The 15,295-nt window shown below is 69.1% G+C and carries 12 protein-coding genes; 7 read left to right on the top strand and 5 right to left on the bottom strand.

The genetic code is table 11. From position 1 onward, the window contains the following. Nucleotides 1-6 precede the first annotated feature (6 nt). Entirely contained in the window at nt 7-906 is a 900-nt protein-coding gene (locus ABIA33_RS18580) for a LysR substrate-binding domain-containing protein (protein ID WP_370082888.1), read from the bottom strand. A gap of 300 nt (nt 907-1,206) precedes the next feature. Between ABIA33_RS18580 and ABIA33_RS18575 the strand changes: the two genes are divergently transcribed. Both ABIA33_RS18575 and ABIA33_RS18570 read left to right on the top strand, forming a co-directional pair. Beyond that, nucleotides 1,207-2,028, top strand: coding sequence for a maleylpyruvate isomerase N-terminal domain-containing protein (locus ABIA33_RS18575; RefSeq protein WP_370082886.1), 822 nt, complete (start codon nt 1,207-1,209; stop codon nt 2,026-2,028). Nucleotides 2,029-2,121: 93 nt separating this feature from the next. Continuing rightward, nucleotides 2,122-2,886 carry an enoyl-CoA hydratase/isomerase family protein gene (locus ABIA33_RS18570; protein ID WP_370082884.1) on the top strand — a complete coding sequence of 255 codons (765 nt, stop codon included), beginning with the start codon at nt 2,122-2,124 and terminating at the stop codon, nt 2,884-2,886. Between the two features lie 216 nt (nt 2,887-3,102). On the opposite strand, the gene ABIA33_RS18565 is transcribed toward ABIA33_RS18570, so the two are convergent. Continuing rightward, complete coding sequence (locus ABIA33_RS18565; RefSeq protein ID WP_370082882.1) at nt 3,103-4,005, bottom strand: LysR family transcriptional regulator; 903 nt, start codon at nt 4,003-4,005, stop codon at nt 3,103-3,105. 117 nt (nt 4,006-4,122) lie between these two features. Between ABIA33_RS18565 and ABIA33_RS18560 the strand changes: the two genes are divergently transcribed. Continuing rightward, a complete protein-coding gene (locus ABIA33_RS18560) occupies nt 4,123-4,983 on the top strand; it encodes an aldo/keto reductase (protein ID WP_370082880.1) in 861 nt (286 codons plus the stop codon). Between the two features lie 73 nt (nt 4,984-5,056). On the opposite strand, the gene ABIA33_RS18555 is transcribed toward ABIA33_RS18560, so the two are convergent. Further along, the gene (locus ABIA33_RS18555) at nt 5,057-6,556 is read right to left on the bottom strand and encodes a glycosyltransferase family 39 protein (protein WP_370082878.1); all 1,500 of its coding nucleotides are present in this window, start codon (nt 6,554-6,556) and stop codon (nt 5,057-5,059) included. Nucleotides 6,557-6,924: 368 nt separating this feature from the next. On the opposite strand from ABIA33_RS18555, the gene ABIA33_RS18550 reads away from it, so the two are divergent. After that, nucleotides 6,925-8,721 (top strand): discoidin domain-containing protein, encoded by a 1,797-nt coding sequence (locus ABIA33_RS18550; RefSeq protein WP_370082876.1) that lies wholly within the window; start codon nt 6,925-6,927, stop codon nt 8,719-8,721. Between the two features lie 84 nt (nt 8,722-8,805). Here ABIA33_RS18550 and ABIA33_RS18545 read toward each other — a convergent pair whose 3' ends face one another. Continuing rightward, nucleotides 8,806-9,906, bottom strand: a complete 1,101-nt coding sequence (locus tag ABIA33_RS18545; RefSeq protein WP_370082874.1) for a glycosyl hydrolase family 18 protein — start codon at nt 9,904-9,906, stop codon at nt 8,806-8,808. Nucleotides 9,907-10,043: 137 nt separating this feature from the next. Between ABIA33_RS18545 and ABIA33_RS18540 the strand changes: the two genes are divergently transcribed. Continuing rightward, nucleotides 10,044-10,961, top strand: a complete 918-nt coding sequence (locus ABIA33_RS18540) for a Gfo/Idh/MocA family protein (protein ID WP_370082872.1) — start codon at nt 10,044-10,046, stop codon at nt 10,959-10,961. A 103-nt stretch (nt 10,962-11,064) separates the two neighbouring features. Here the strand turns inward: ABIA33_RS18540 and ABIA33_RS18535 are convergent, their stop codons facing one another. Beyond that, nucleotides 11,065-13,134 carry a glycosyl hydrolase family 28-related protein gene (locus tag ABIA33_RS18535; protein ID WP_370082870.1) on the bottom strand — a complete coding sequence of 690 codons (2,070 nt, stop codon included), beginning with the start codon at nt 13,132-13,134 and terminating at the stop codon, nt 11,065-11,067. A 481-nt stretch (nt 13,135-13,615) separates the two neighbouring features. Between ABIA33_RS18535 and ABIA33_RS18530 the strand changes: the two genes are divergently transcribed. Then, nucleotides 13,616-13,867, top strand: a complete 252-nt coding sequence (locus ABIA33_RS18530; protein WP_370082868.1) for a hypothetical protein — start codon at nt 13,616-13,618, stop codon at nt 13,865-13,867. 11 nt (nt 13,868-13,878) lie between these two features. After that, nucleotides 13,879-15,033 (top strand): SPFH domain-containing protein, encoded by a 1,155-nt coding sequence (locus tag ABIA33_RS18525; RefSeq protein ID WP_370082866.1) that lies wholly within the window; start codon nt 13,879-13,881, stop codon nt 15,031-15,033. Nucleotides 15,034-15,295 lie beyond the last annotated feature (262 nt).

The raw sequence follows: 15,295 nt of genomic DNA, 5'->3' as shown, positions 1-15,295 counted from the left end.
CCGGACTCAGGTCGCCGGGGGCTGGTCCAGGGCTGCGACGAGGTGTCCGAGATCGCGCCGGTGCGAGCCGGCCGGCCAGACCGCCCAGGTGCGACGTACGAGCGGGTGGCCGACCAGCGGCGACCAGGTGACGGTCTCCGGCAGGGGTTGGGACCAGTCAGGGGGTGCGAGGGTGAAGGCCCGGCCGGTGCCGACGGCGGCGAGTTTGACCTCGGCGATCAGGGACTGTCCCGTGGGGGGCTCGGGACCGAGGTCGATGCCGTGGCTGCGCAGGATGGCGGTGAGGGCGTCGTACCAGGCGGGACTGCCGGAACGGGGGAAGCCGACCCAGTCCAGTCCCGCCAGGGCGTCCAGGCGGATCCCCTCGGGCCCGGCTAGCTTGACGGCCAGTTCCGTGGCCAGCAGCACGCCGAGGCGCTCCTCCACGACGAGCATCGCGTCGAGGTCCTGCCCGGTGGGGCGTTCGCGCAGCAGGCCGAGGTCGAGTTCGCCGCCGCGCAGCGCGGTGAGCTGGTCGGACGTTGACAGATGGCGGGCCAGGACCCGAGTGACGGGATAGGCGTCGGCGAGGTCGGCCAGGGCGCGGGAGAGCAGATCGGTGGGCAGTTCCAGTGGGATACCGATGCGCAGGACGCTGCCGCCGTCTGCGTTGTGGGCGGCCATGGCGGCCACGGCCCGGCCGTGGCGTGCCAGTACGGCGCGGGCCTCGGTCAGCAGGGTCAGTCCGGCGTCCGTGGGCTGGACTCCGGTGCTGCTGCGGACCAGCAGCTGAACACCGAACTCTCGCTCGAGGCCGACCACGGTCTGGGACAACGCCGGCTGGCTGATGTGCAGCCTGCGTGCCGCTGCGGACAGGCCACCCTCCTCGACGACCGCCACGAACGCACGCATCTCCCGCAGTTCCATGCGCCCATCGCATCACGGCTGCCACGACCGGCGCCATCACAGCCGGGTGAGCATCACAGCTGGGTGGGCATCACAGCTGGGTGGGCATCACAGCTGGGTGGGCATCTCAGCTGGGTCGGCATCTCAGCTGGGTGGGGTGGGCAGGCCGGCAGCGCTGGCAGCCATCAGTCCTGTCCTCCAGAGGCCTGTCTTATGGCGGCCCTCGGTGAACCGTCTGGCCGGCGGCCACGAATCGGGGCGGAGATGGGGTTGTCTGGGTCGGAGTGAAAGGACCACTCCCTGTGAACCGAGGAGTTCCTCATGCCCAACGATTCCGTAGCCACACCCCCCGTCGCCACAGGAGATCCTCTCTCCCCGTGGCTCGCGGCTCTCCGTGCCGCTTCCCGGCGACTCGCCAACACGGTCGACGGGCTCTCGGCGAAGGACCTGTCCCGCCCGTCCTTCGCGGACGGCTGGAGCATCGCCCAGGTCCTGTCCCATCTGGGCAGTGCTGCGGAGATCAGCACCAGCCAGTTGGAGCGCGGCCTGGCCGGCGACACGACCGGACCGCAGCGGGAGAACGTCGTGCCGGTGTGGGAACGGTGGGACGCCCTGTCCGGACCGGCCCAGCGTGCGGCGTGGATGGCCGCCGATGCCGGCCATCTTGAGCTGCTGGACTCGCTCGACGGGCAACAGCGTGCATCGGCGCGCGTGCCGTACTTCGCCGGGCTGCTCAGCGTTCCGGTCTATGCCGGATACCGACTGTCGGAGCAGTCGGTACACGCCTGGGACATCGACGTCGCCCTGGATCCGACGGCTGTGATCCCGGCGCCGGAGGTGCAGTTGCTGTGGAAACGGCTGGACCTGGTGGCGACACGATTCCGGGACGCAAAAACCCTCGAGCGACTGGGTCCACGGCAGTTGTCCGTCGTGCTGACCGAGCCGCCCGGAACGGCGCTGCTGGACCTGGACGCGGAGCTGCACCTGTATCCGTGCGAACCCACCGAGCCGGCCGGGACGCTGTCCGGATCGTCCGAGTCCGTGCTGCGGCTGGTCTACGGCCGCAACCGGCCCGAAGACGGCGTGACCGTGACCGGAACGGTCACCCTGCAGGATGTGCGGTCACTCTTCCCCGGGTTCTGAGCGCCCGCTTCCGGCCCCCGCATCACCGCTCACCCCTGCGACCTCGATACCAGTCAACACGATCATCACGATCACAACAGCCAAGGACTGATCATGTCCAATCCCGCTCCTGCCTACTTCACAGCCTTCGAGAACATCGCCATGAGCCGCACCGAGTCCGGGGTGCTCACCGTCCGGTTCCACTCCGGCGACGGGCCGGCCACCTTCACCGGCCGGCTGCACACCGACTTCCCCAAGGCCCTGTACGAGATCGGTGAGGACCGCGACAACCGGGTGCTGGTCCTGACCGGCACCGGCGACCGTTTCATGACCGACATCGACGGCGCCAGCCTGGGCGACATCACCAAGCCCGCTCAGTGGGACCGCACCGTGAGCGAGGGACGCCGCGTCATGCAGCGCCTGGTCGATCTGGAGATGCCGATCATCGCAGCCGTCAACGGCCCGGCCAGCGTGCACAGCGAGTACGTGCTGCTGGCCGACGTCGTCATCGCTGCCGAGACCACCGTCTTCTCCGACTTCCCGCACCTGACCTTCGGGATTGTCCCCGGCGACGGCATCCAGGTGGTCTGGGAGGAGGCCCTCGGCCTCAACCGCTCCCGCTACCTCACCTTGACGCAGGGCTCGTTCACCGCCGAGCAGGCCGAACGCTGGGGCGCGGTCGCCGAGGTCCGACCGCTGGACGAGGTACTGACTCGCGCCCAGGAACTCGCCGAAACCCTGGCAGCCAAGCCGCAACTGCTCACCCGCTACCTCGCCGTGACCCTACGTCAGCGCGTCAGCCGTCGGATGGCCGAAGGCCTCCAGGTCGGCATGGCCATGGAAGGCCTGACGGCCGCCGACCTCGCCCACCAGGGCTGAACCGCCACCGCGCCAACGGCCGATGCTCGTTTGCTCCGGTTGCAGTTCTGGTTGCATTCACCCCCGTGCAGCAGCGCCCACCGCTTGTCGGGCACGCCGCATCGCCGCGCATCAGGAACGCCTGCGCTCGCCCCCGAGAATCGGCACAGATAGCGGCAGCGTTCCACCTGCGTCGGTGACCTTCGCAGCGATTGCCGCGCAGGTCACCGCGCTGGATCAGCTCCGGGTCTCGGTGACGGCACGGCGGCCGCTCCGGTCCTGGCGGACTTCGCGCAGCAGGGCTGCCGCGGCGGGGCTTGTCGGGTCGCTGGTGACGGTCACGGTCTTCCAGGGCGGGAGAGTTCCGGCGATGGCGATGAAGCGCGCCTGATCGGTCTTGACGGCGAAGGACTGCGGGACGAGGGCGACGCCGAGCCCAAAGGCCACCAGGTCCAGCAGTGAATGAACATCGGTCACCTCCAGCGCGACACGGCGTTCGACCCCCGCGTCGGCGAGCACCTGGTCGGCCAGGTCCCGGGTGCCCCAGTCGAGGTGGAAGTCGACGAACTGCTCCTTCTGCAGTTCCGCCAGTTCGACGTGCGTGCGTTCCGCGAAGGGGTGCCGGGGGCCGCAGGCGAGGACGAGCGGCTCGTCGGCGAGCGGTTCCACCAGCAGGCTGTCGGGGCAACGGGCCGGGCTGGAGACAAAGGCCAGGTCGAGCCGTCCGGCGCGAACCTGCTCGGTCAGTTCGTTGGATCCCCCTTGGCGCAGCCGTATCTCCAGTCCCGGGTACGCGGCGGCGAACCGGGCGAGGACGGCGGGCAGGTGGACGACGTGCAGGCACTGCAGTGAGCCGATGGAGAGGCTCCCGCGGAGCAGGCCCTGGACGGCTGCGACGGCGTCCTTAGCGGCATGGGTCGCGGCCAGGGCGCGCCTGGCCTCGACAAGCAGGGCCTGACCGGCCGGGGTCATCTCGACCGAGCGGGTGCTGCGGAAGAACAGCGCGCCGCCCAACTCGCGTTCGAGCGTCCGGATCGAGGCCGACAGCCCGGACTGGGCGACCTGCAAGCGCTTGGCCGCCCGGGTGAAGTGGCACTCCTCGGCGACGGCCACAAAGTACTCGAGCTGCCGTAGTTCCATGATTCATCACCTGCACTGCTCAAAGGCATCATCATCTTCTGTTGGACAGCTTAATCGCGGAAGCGCAGGCTGGTGAAGACCGCAGAGCAGCACCTATGAATCCCAGGAGGATCCTCCATGCAGTCTCGAAGCATCGGTGACGTCCGGGTCGGCTCGATAGGCCTCGGCGGGATGCCGATGTCGATCGAGGGGCGCCCCGACGAGCGGCGTTCGGTCGCCACGATCCATGCCGCCCTCGACGCCGGCGTCACGCTGATCGACACCGCTGACGCCTACCACCTCAAGGCGAACGACGTCGGCCACAACGAGTCACTGATCGCACGTGCGGTGGCCGGCTACGGCGGCGACACCTCTGAGGTGCTGATCGCGACGAAGGGCGGTCATCTGCGCCCCGGCGACGGCTCGTGGACCCTGAACGGTTCGCCGGAATACCTGAAAGAGGCCTGCGACGCCTCGCTGAAGCGACTCGGCGTCGAAGCCATCGGGCTGTACCAGTTCCACCGCCCGGACCCGAGGGTCCCCTACGCGGAGTCGGTTGGCGCGATCCGCGACCTGCTGGACGCCGGGAAGATCCGGCACGCGGGGATCTCGAACGCGAACCCGGAACAGATCCGGCAGGCCAACGAGATCCTCGGTGGACGGCTGGTGAGCGTGCAGAACCAGTTCTCGCCGGCATTCCGCTCCAGCGAGCCGGAGCTGGAGCTCTGCGCGGAACTGGGCATCGCCTTCCTCCCGTGGAGCCCGCTTGGCGGCATCTCCAACGCAGGCCGGTTGGGTTCACGGTTCGACGTGTTCGAGCAGGTGGCGCTGGCACACGGCGTGAGCGCGCAGCAGGTGTGCCTCGCCTGGATGCTCGCCAAGGCACCGGTGGTCATTCCGATCCCGGGCTCCTCGCGTCCCGAGACGATCCGCGACTCCGTAGCGGCGGCGGACCTGGAGCTGTCCGCCGAGGAGCTCCGCCGCCTCGACGCGGCCTGAGACAGACCCACCCACTGGACCCCGGCCTTGCCGTCAGGGTCAGGAGTCAAGGTCAGGAGCCAAGGAGTCAAGGTCAGGAGTAGTGCATCAGGCGCTTCCAGAGGACCGGCCAGGGCAGTAGCCGGTTGCGGCAGACCAGGATCTGCTTGTTCTGCTCCTGGTTCTTGAGGTGGCGGCCGTTGTCGATCCGGGCGGCGAGGGTGCAGTCGCCCCAGTAGCCGGTGAGCTGTTCCGGCTTGAAGCCGACCATGATTGACGGCCCGTCAGTCGAGGGCGTGCCGAAGTTGGCGTAGCCGTCGTGGTCGGCGTAGGGGGTGGGGAGGCCCAGCGGGCCGCCGTAGTGGGCCAGGGCGCCGGCTTCTCCGTAGTTCTCGGCGACGAGCGTCGCTGTGGAGCGGTCGGCGCCCGAGGGCAGTGCGCGGTACACCCCGGCCACGGTGCGGGCCAGTTCGGGCCAGCCCACCGTCTCCCCGTTCTCACCGTTGAGCGGTTGCACGAGGTGGTAGTCGGCGACCGGCAGCACGGGGAGCCCGGCCACCACCTCGACCAGCGCGAACACCACTCCGACGGAGGCCGCCAGCCCCACCGCGCAGGTATGGCGCACCGAGCGCACCCGGCCGGGCCGCCACAGCCAGTCCACCGCGACCACCGCACCCGCGCCCAACAGCAGCGGAGCCCATCCGGTCGCGTAGTAGCGCTTGCCCCCAGTGAGCAGCGCGAGCGCCAGCGTCAGCGGGTACCCCATCGCGAGCAGGCGGTACCGGGAGAACTCCGCGCGCCGGGCCAGCGCCCACCACCCGGCGATCCACAGCACCGGGAAGGCCACCTCGAACTGGAACGGCAGTAGTTGGGCGCGCTCGCTGTTTGAGGAGATCCGCCGGGCCATCGTCAGTTGCGGCCAGCCGTGCTGCGCCTGCCAGACGAGGTTCGGTGCCCAGATCAGCAGGGCGATCGCCGCCCCCGCGTACAGCAGCGGGCTCCGGAACATCGTCCTCGGCCCGACCGCCACCGCGCTCACGGCCAGCGCGAACGCGAGCAGCGTCACCAGATTGTTGGCGAGCAGACCGACCCCGGCCGCGGCCCCGGCGAGCAGCCAGAGCCGGTCGTCCCGGGTGCGCAGCCAGCGCAGCACCAGCCAGAGCAGCAGCGCCCAGGTGCACAGGTCCACCCCCGAGGTGACGAAGAGGTGGCCGCCCACCAGCACCATCGCCGAGGCCGCGGTGGCCGCCGCGGCCAGCAGCTGGGCACGGCGGCTGCGCAGCGGGTCCGACCCGGCCAACTCCCGTGCGCAGAGCACCGCGAGCAGTACCGTGCAGAGCGCCAGCAGCAGCGGAAGCGTCCGAATCGCCCGCACCGAGTCGCCCAGCACGGCGGTTTCCACCCGGATCATCGCGGGCACCAGCGGTGGCTGGTCGTCGTAACCCCAGGCCAAGTGACGGCTCGCCACCATGAAGTACAGCTCGTCACGGTGGTAGCCATAGCGCCCGGCGGTGGCCTCAAGTAAGCCGGCGAGCACGAACAGAACTGGCAGGACGCGCCGCCAGGCGACCCGTGGGAACTGCACGGCCGACATGCCGCCAGTCTGGCACGCACACCGCCCGCCGGACACTGCCCGGACGGTGAGATGTAGGGCTCCTGACTGAGAGGTGCGCGGTGGCGCCGGCCCGGGCGCCGGAACCTTCGTTCGCCGGCGTGTCACCCCAGCATCCCCTCAACGTCGGCGACCTGACGCCACGTTGATTCGAGTGCGCAGGTGACCACGCTTCTGTGGACCCCGGACCACCGCAGTTCGCCCTGACGCCGAGGACGCGACGGTTCCGGAACCGGGCCGGTCTATTGACAGTGCTCCGACCAGAGGAAGACTCTCCAGAGAGCGCTCTCACAGCTCCTGCCAGACCCCGTCTCCCAGCCAGAGGCGGTCCCCACCCACAAGGAGTACGCATGGCGTTCAAACGTAGGCGCATGCACCTGCGGCACAACCGTCCCAACAGCCGGCTCGCGATCAGCCTGTTGGCGGTCACCGCGATGGCGGCGGTCACGTTGACCGCTTCGCCCTCCGCCTCCGCCCAGCCGACCGCTTCCCGAACCGTGCTCTCCGCGGCCGCACAGCCAGCCAGCGTGCCGGCACCACCGACGGGGTTCAACACCACGTGGAGTGACGACTTCAGCGGCGCCGCCGGCTCCGCTCTGGACACCGGAACCTGGCGCTACGACACCGGCGCGGGCAGCGGTTTCGGTACTGGTGAGATCGAGACGATGACCAACAGCACCGCCAACGTGTACCAGGACGGCAGCGGCCATCTGGTACTCAAGGCCCTGCACTCGGGTACCGACCCGAACGCGGGCTGGACCTCGGGTCGGGTCGAGACGCAGGCGGACGGCTTCGGTGCCCAGCCGGGCGGCGTGGTGCGGGTGCAGGCCTCCATCCAGCAGCCCAACCTCACGACGGCGAACGGGGCCGGGTACTGGCCGGCGTTCTGGATGCTGGGCTCGCCGCTGCGCATCGGAGTCCCTTGGCCGGGATCCGGCGAGATCGACACCATGGAGGACATCAACGGTCGCAGTTCCGTGTTCGGCACGCTGCACTGCGGCGTCAGCCCCGGCGGCCCTTGCAACGAGTCCACCGGGATCGGCAGCGGCGAGCACGCATGCAGTGGCTGCCAGACCGGGTACCACACCTACGCGGTGGAGATCGACAGGTCCACCTCGCCCGAGCAGATCCGCTACTACCTCGACGGCGCCAACTACTTCACGATCAACTCCAGCCAGGTGGACGCCACCACGTGGGCCAACGCGGTCGACCACTCCTTCTTCGTCATCTTTGACCTGGCCATGGGCGGCGGATTCCCGGCCGCCTTCGGCGGAGGCCCCAACGCCAGCACCGTCTCCGGCGGCCAGATGAACATCGACTATGTCGCCGTGTACAACAAGCCGCCGGCCGGCATCGTGGGTCCTGATATCGCTCTGGGCAAGCCCACGACGGCCTCGTCGGTGGAGAGCACGCTGTTCCCGGCGTCCAACGCCACCGACGGCAACCCGACCACCCGCTGGTCCAGCGGCTTCAGCGATCCCCAGTGGCTGCAGGTCGACCTCGGCCAGTCCTACAACCTCACGCACGCGACCCTCACCTGGGAGGCGGCCGCCGCATCGGCCTACCAGATACAGACATCCAACGACGGCGCGACGTGGTCCACGATCTACACCTACAACAACACTCCTGCCGACCTCCAGGACGTCTCCCTGTCCGGCTCCGGACGCTACGTCCGGATATACGCGACAAGCCGAGCGTCGCAGTGGGGCGACTCGCTGTACGAACTGGCGCTCTACGGCACGCCGTCCTCCGGCGGCGGCTCCACTCTGCTGTCACAGGGCAAGACGGCGACTGCCTCGTCCGTGGAGAACGCCAGCTTCACAGCGCCGAACGCGGTCGACGGCAACACCGGCACCCGCTGGTCGAGCGGATTCTCCGACCCGCAGTGGCTCCAGGTCGACCTGGGCGCCAGCCACACGATCAGCCAGGTGGTGCTCAACTGGGAGGCCGCCTACGCCACCGCGTTCCAGATCCAGACCTCGACGGACGGTTCCACCTGGACCACCGTCTACTCGACCACCAGTGGTACCGGCGGCACCCAGACGCTGGCGGTGTCCGGCTCCGGCCGCTACGTGCGCATGTACGGCACCGCCCGGGCTACTCAGTACGGCTACTCCCTGTGGGAGTTCCAGGTCTTCGGCAGCTGACCCCACCCCTGGTGCGCCGTCGGCGCACCATAGGCCCCGGCTGCCTGGCAGCCGGGGCCTATGGGCCTGACGGGGAGGGCGCGATCAGCCGAGGCGGTCGGATCCGCGGTGGTGGCTGGTGAACGGCTCCAGGATGTGGCTGACGTCCCAGGTGTTCTGGGCGATGCCGGAGCAGGTGCCTGCACCGGACGTGCCGGGGCAGCCTCCGTTGTCCCGCTGCAGGGCCCATACGGACAGGCTGGCGAGACCCTTCTTCGCGGCCCAGGCTTCGACGGTCGCGGTGTCGGCCAGCGTCGTCGTCTCAGCCGCTCCGAAGTCGTCGATGCCCGGCATCAGGGTGATCCCGATCGTCTCCCAGAGTTCGGCCGAGCTCTTGTGCGGGTACAGCGCGGCGAGTTGGCTGTGCACCCCGGTCGCGGCGGTCTCCGCGTTCGTCGCCATCTCGTGGACGGTGCCGTCGTAGTAGTCGAAGGTCATGGCGTTGACCACGGCGATCCGCGCGTGCTGCTGCACGGCGTTCTGCAGCACTGCGACGCCGGTCGCTCCCAGCCCGGTGGTGGTCGTGGGCAGGGTGTACTGGAAGCTGACGTTCCGTCCGGTGTGCTGGGCCCACTTCTCGACCGCGGCGATCGCCTGGTTGCGGCGGGTGATGCCGGCGGTGTTGTTCAGCGAGTCGGCTTCGACGTCCAGGTCGATCCGGGACACATGGTAGGTGGTGACGACGTCCTCGTAGACCTTCGCGATGGCGTTGACGTCTGTGCAACTGTCCGCGATGTCGGTGGTGGTGGTGTCGGCGGAGTAGCCGCCGAAGGACGGGATGACCGTCCCGCCCTTGTGCTGGATGGCGGCGATGGAGCTGCCGAAGGTGGCCGAGGTGAGCGGCTGGGTGGTGCTGCCGTTCCAGTAGGCGGTACAGGAACCCGCGGCGGCCGTCTGAATGAACGCCATGGTCAGGTACTTGGCCCCGGACTGGGCGGAGAGGGTGGCCGGGTCGTCTCCGTTGTAGGCCTCAAAGTACGGCGCGTACACGTGCTCGGGGATGGGGTTCGCCGCCGTGTGCCCGAAGGTCGCGGGACCTGCGGCGTTCGCCGCACCCGCGCCGGCGGTGAGCAGCCCCGCCGAGGCGACGGCGGTCGCGACCAATCCGGTGAACAGGGCATGGAGAGTTCTGGGCGATCGGCGCATCTGGGCTCCCGGACAGGGGTGAAGAAGAAAGTGGTACAGACCTTTGACTCAACGCGCTAATACTTGGACTAGACCATTCAGCTGTCAAGAGAATGCAGCTGCTGCGAGTACGCTGCCCCCGATCGAGGGAGGACCACGTGAAGATCGGACTGCTGGGAACAGGCCCCTGGGCTGAGCGGACATACGGCCCCGCGCTCAGCGCGCACCCGGAGGTCGAGTTCACCGGAGTGTGGGGCCGTAGGCCGGAAGCCGCCGCCGCGTTGGCGGACCGCTTCGGGATCAAGGCGTACAGCGACGCGGACGAGCTGATCGAGGACAGCGAGGCGGTCGCGTTCGCGCTGCCGCCACAGGTTCAGGCCGAACACGCGGTACGGGCGGCGACGGCCGGGCGGCATCTGCTGCTGGAGAAGCCGATCGGAGTGGACCTGGCCGACGCGCGGCGGGTGGCAGACGCGGCGGCGCGGGGCGGAGTGGCCTCAGTGGTGCTCTTCACGCTGCGCTTCATGCCGGAAACCGCCGCGTGGATCACCGAACAGGCGTCCCTGGGCGGCTGGTTCACGGCGCGCGCGGACTGGCTGGCGGCGGTGCTGACGCCGAACTCCGGCAGCCCCTACGGGGCCTCGCCGTGGCGCCAGGAGAAGGGCGCCCTGTGGGACGTCGGTCCGCACGCACTGTCGCTGCTGCTCCCGATACTGGGCGACGCGACGGTGACCGGCGCGGCGCGAGGGCAGTTCGACACCGTGCATCTGACGTTTCGCCACACCGGTGGTGCGTCCAGCACGGCCACCCTGGGCCTGACCGCGCCTCCCGCCGCCGGTGGTGTCGAGGTCGTGCTGCGCGGCGAGCACGGCGTGACCGGGCTTCCGCCGCAGCGGGAGGGCGAGGGCCCGGTCCAGGCTCTGGGCCGCGCCGTCGACGCACTGCTGGTCTCGGCCCGTACGGGCCAACCGCACGCCTGTGACGTGCGGTTCGCCCTGCGGGTGGTGGAGATCCTCGCCGAAGCCGAGCGGATGCTGGTGGAGGATCGGAACAGCCGGCCCGAGCGGGAAGGCTGACGAACCGTACGCAGTGCACGTGGCGGCTGAAAGCGGGGCGGCTGAACGGCGAAGGCCCGGACCGCTCATGGTCCGGGCCTTCGTCACACCGCCGTGCGGGAGGTCACCACGGGGACGGAGCCGGTGGCGCGACCACCGCGGGACGGTCCGCGCAGGTGATCGTGTTCGGCAGCTCCCACGGGGCGAGCCAGGGTCCGGTGGTGCCGCCCCCGAGGTTGCCGCCGAGGTCGGTCAGCGAGAACTCCGAGCCGGCCGACGTGAAGTGGAACGACCCGCAGTTGTTGACGCCGACCGCGCCGACGTTGCGGGCGACCACGTTCTCGAAGGACGCGGATCCGGCAGCACGGGCGCTGAGCACCGAGGTGCCCGTGCCGTCCACCTTGATGTCCTTGAAGTGGACGTTCGTGATCGAGTAGAGATCCTTCACCGGCCAGTCGGCGACCAGCATGACGGCGTTGTAGGTGTTGTCGAGGAAGTTGTCGCCGACCACCTCGACGTCCGCGTTGATGTTCTTCTCCAGCGCGTAGAACCAGATGGCCCCGAGGCCGATGTTCCAGTTCAGCTCGTACGTGCCGGCACGGACCGTGGTGTTGTCGGTGATCCACAGGTGTCCGGTGAACGCCTCGGCGCCGAAGCGGGAGCCGACCTGGATGCCGCTGCCCTCGCGGATCGGATCGGCCACCAGGTTGTTCGAGACCGTGTTGTCCGTACCGCCGTAGAGGGCGATGCCGTTCGCGAGCACCGGGGTCTGCACGGTGTTGTGGTCGAACGTGTCGTTGGCGTCCTCGGTCTTCTCGGACCACATGGCGAGGGCGTCGTCACCGGTGTTGCGGATGAAGTTGTTCGACACGACCGAGTTGGTCACGCCGGTGTGGAAGTTGATGCCGTCGGCGATCTGGTCGACGATGATGTTGTTCGTGATCCTCAGGTTCGACATCGGCCCGTCGAACCACATGCCCACCTTGGTGTGCTGGATGTAGAGCCCGTCGATGGTCGAGTTGCTCAACGCCCCACCGATGCCGTTGACCTGGTCGGTGTCGATGCGCTCGCGGACGTCTCCCTCGATCGCGAAGCCGGACAGATGCACGTTGGTGCTGCCGCCGACCGACGCGTCCTTGCCGTAGAAGCCGACGCCGGTGTGCACCGAGCCGTCGGGAGCCGGGGTGCTCAGGGTGACCTGGTGGCCCTTGATGATCGTGTACCAGTTGCCGGCGCCCTCGATCGTCACGTTGTCGACGATGATGTGCCGGTTCACCTGGTAGGTGCCCGGCGGGATGTAGACCTTGAGGTGGGTGCGCCGAGCGAAGGCGATCGCCGCGTCGAAGGCGTCGGCGGAGTCGCGTCGGCCGAACGGGTCGGCGCCGAACGCCAGGACGTTGGCCGCGATGAGGTCGAAGTGCGGCGCGCCGACCAGTTGCGAGTCGAGCAGGTCGATAACCGTCGACGCGGCGTTGCTCCCGGCGGGAACGGTGAGCCGCACCTTCTCACCCGCGCGGTAGGTCCGGCCGAGCATGAGCCGCTGCTCGTCGTAGAAGTGGTTCGGGCGGAACGGCTTCGTGATCGTCGGGGCCGGCGTGGTGGCGCTGGGCACGCAGGAGCACTCGGTGATCCACCAGTCGGGGTGGAGCAGCCCGGCGTTGGGGTCGTTCGAGAACGGATACTGGTTGTACAGCCACGCGTACTGCGAGGTGAGCGTCATGGTGGTGCGATGGCCGCCGTTCACCGTGACGTCGAGTGGCGCGGTGATACCGCCGCCGCTGGGCGCGTCCGGGATGCTGTAGCGCACGGTGATCGCGTTGGCGTCGCTCGGCAGCGTGAACTCGACGTACTGACCCGGCGTCAGCGCGACCGCCTTGCGGCCGGACGCCTCCGCCGCCAGCGAGTACGCGTCACGGCCCGGGCCGATGACCGTTCCGTTCGTCGCGGCGTTCTCCGCCTCCTGCTCGGCGAAGTCGACGGTGGCGCCTCGCCCGGCAACCAGCGACGGGTCGAGCGCGGCGCGCGTCACCACAGGGGTCGCGCCGGCGCTCGCGCGCGTGTCGGCAAGGGCCGTACCGCTGGGCATGACGCCGATACCGACGGTGGCCGCGGTCAACACCGCGACAGCCACCGCCACCTTTCGCGGTGGCCTGCCGGACCACCTCGCTACAGCTCCTGTGACGCTCCGTGACATCGAAGGCTCGTTTCTCTTGGGTGGGTGAACACCTGACGACGCGCAAGGTGGAGCGGACTTGCTGAGGGTGAGGTGACCCTAGGGCCTCCCGCGGTGCGGCACAAGCACTTCGCAGCGTATTTTCGTGATCTTGTTCTGGTACTGCTTTGTTCAACACACTTTTTGCTTCAATTCACGCAAGCTTTTTCGGTCAAGGCTCTCCTCCTGATCCATGGACCTGGCTCGACTGTGGCTCGACTGTGGCTCGACTCTGGCTCGACTCCCCTATCCCCCACTCCGCCGCTGAGGGATCATCGATGAGGAGGGCACTGCTGCTCCGGTCCGGTGACGTGAGCGTGCGCCTGCCGGACCAGGGCGACGGCTCCTGCGAGTGTTTGGCGCGCAACCTTCCGGACTCCAGGACGTACGGAGGATGGGCCGCCGGTCGGCGTAGCGCTAGGGTCTGGATCTCAGGATCGAAATGGATGGGGGGCGGCCGTCGATGGCGCCGGACGAGGCCGTGGTCGGCTGCACCGGGGTGCTGCTCGTCGGTACGCGCGGGTCTGCCGGTCCCGGTGAGGTCCTGGTGCGGATCAGAGGCGGCTCCGAGACGTTCCTCGCCTGGTCCGCCAAGCCCCTGCCCAAAGGGGCACCCGTCCTCGTGATCGAGTCCCGTGGCACTCGACAGGTCGACGTCATCGAGTGGGCTGATCCGTTGGATGCGTTGTCCGGCTACGCCGGCGACGCCGATTGAGGAGACTGCAGATGTTCGGATACCGGGTTCCAGCCCCTGACGAGGCGATGCTGATCTCAGGCGGCAGGCGGGGCATGGGGAACGCGCCGTTCCGCGTGGTGACCGGCCACGGCGCGTTCGTGCTCCCGATCTTCCGCAAGACCCGCTTCCTGACGCTGGCGATGTGCGAGTCGGAGGTCGACGAGACCTGTGTGACCAAGCAGGGCATCGCGCTGACCGTGCGCGCGGTGATCGCCTTCAAGGTCGGCAACGACAAGGAGAGCATCGTCAACGCCGGCCAGCGGTTCCTCTCCGACCAGGACCAGATGTCGATCCTGACCGGGCGGATCTTCGCCGGTCACCTGCGCTCCATCATCGGTTCGATGACGGTCGAGGAGATCGTCACCGAGCGGCAGAAGCTGGCCACCGAGGTGCTGGAGACCTCGAAGACCGAGATGGGGACGATCGGCCTGACCGTGGACTCGCTGCAGATCCAGTCGATCGACGACGGCCAGACCGGCTACATCTCGGCGATGGCGGCTCCGCACAAGGCCGCTATCCAGCGTCAGGCCCAGATCGCGCAGGCCCAGGCGACCCAGGCATCGGTGGAGGCGCAGCAGTTCGCCGAGCGGAACCAGGCCGAGTACGCCCGGCAGACCGCGGTCGTGCGGGCGCAGTACTCCGCCGAGGTGGACATCGCGCAGGCCCAGGCCGCCCAGGCCGGTCCGCTGGCTCAGGCACACGCGCAGCAGGAGGTGCTCGCGGCGCAGACAGAACTGGCCCAGCGCCAGGCCGAACTTCGCCAGCAGCAGCTGGTGGCCGAGATCGTGAAGCCCGCCGAGGCCGAGGCCGAGCGGATCAGGGTGCTGGCCGTGGCCGAGGCGAACCGGATGAAGATCCAGGCGGAGGCCGCGTCCTCGTACGACCGGGTGGCTCTGGACCGGATGCTGATCGACCAGCTGCCGCTGATCGTCAAGGAGGCGGCCGGAGGCCTCGCCGGCGCCAACGTCAACGTGCTCAACGGTGCCGACGGCCTCGGCGAGATCGCGGCGGGCCTGGTCGGGCAGGGTCTGACGATCCTGGACTCGGTGCGGCAGAACCTGGGTTCGCCGCAGAGCCGCGCGGAGAAGCCGAACACGGACGGTGGACCGCGCCGGCTGGACAGCGGGTCGATCGACGTCGACTAGCCGGAGCGCGGTCGCACGGACGCGGTCGTGGTGAGGCGGACGCGGTGAGACGGACGCGGACGCGGTGAGACGGGGCGGGGCAGGGCGGCGTGGTTGGCCGTCGCCCCGCCCCGCGCCGCAGGCGCCGCACGACTCGGCGGGTATCGGCCCGCTGTTGCACGGATGTGACAGGTGCCGTACAGATCCCGGATCTGTGACTGCCAGCCTTGGCTCATCGCACCGAGCGGCGACTACCCGAACTGGTGAACGCAACCCAGAGCAG

Source organism: Streptacidiphilus sp. MAP12-16 (assembly GCF_041262165.1).
In the GTDB taxonomy this organism is placed as follows: domain Bacteria; phylum Actinomycetota; class Actinomycetes; order Streptomycetales; family Streptomycetaceae; genus Streptacidiphilus.
Note: the sequence above shows the minus strand (reverse complement) of the source record. Positions and strands in the feature narration are given on the sequence as shown.

Coding starts and splice junctions, on each gene's coding strand:
- ABIA33_RS18555 (WP_370082878.1), bottom strand. CDS start 6,556: ATGTCGGCCGTGCAGTTCCCACGGGTCGCCTGGCGGCGCGTCCTGCCA.
- ABIA33_RS18570 (WP_370082884.1), top strand. CDS start 2,122: ATGTCCAATCCCGCTCCTGCCTACTTCACAGCCTTCGAGAACATCGCC.
- ABIA33_RS18565 (WP_370082882.1), bottom strand. CDS start 4,005: ATGGAACTACGGCAGCTCGAGTACTTTGTGGCCGTCGCCGAGGAGTGC.
- ABIA33_RS18580 (WP_370082888.1), bottom strand. CDS start 906: ATGGAACTGCGGGAGATGCGTGCGTTCGTGGCGGTCGTCGAGGAGGGT.
- ABIA33_RS18560 (WP_370082880.1), top strand. CDS start 4,123: ATGCAGTCTCGAAGCATCGGTGACGTCCGGGTCGGCTCGATAGGCCTC.
- ABIA33_RS18525 (WP_370082866.1), top strand. CDS start 13,879: ATGTTCGGATACCGGGTTCCAGCCCCTGACGAGGCGATGCTGATCTCA.
- ABIA33_RS18545 (WP_370082874.1), bottom strand. CDS start 9,906: ATGCGCCGATCGCCCAGAACTCTCCATGCCCTGTTCACCGGATTGGTC.
- ABIA33_RS18535 (WP_370082870.1), bottom strand. CDS start 13,134: ATGTCACGGAGCGTCACAGGAGCTGTAGCGAGGTGGTCCGGCAGGCCA.
- ABIA33_RS18530 (WP_370082868.1), top strand. CDS start 13,616: ATGGCGCCGGACGAGGCCGTGGTCGGCTGCACCGGGGTGCTGCTCGTC.
- ABIA33_RS18575 (WP_370082886.1), top strand. CDS start 1,207: ATGCCCAACGATTCCGTAGCCACACCCCCCGTCGCCACAGGAGATCCT.
- ABIA33_RS18550 (WP_370082876.1), top strand. CDS start 6,925: ATGGCGTTCAAACGTAGGCGCATGCACCTGCGGCACAACCGTCCCAAC.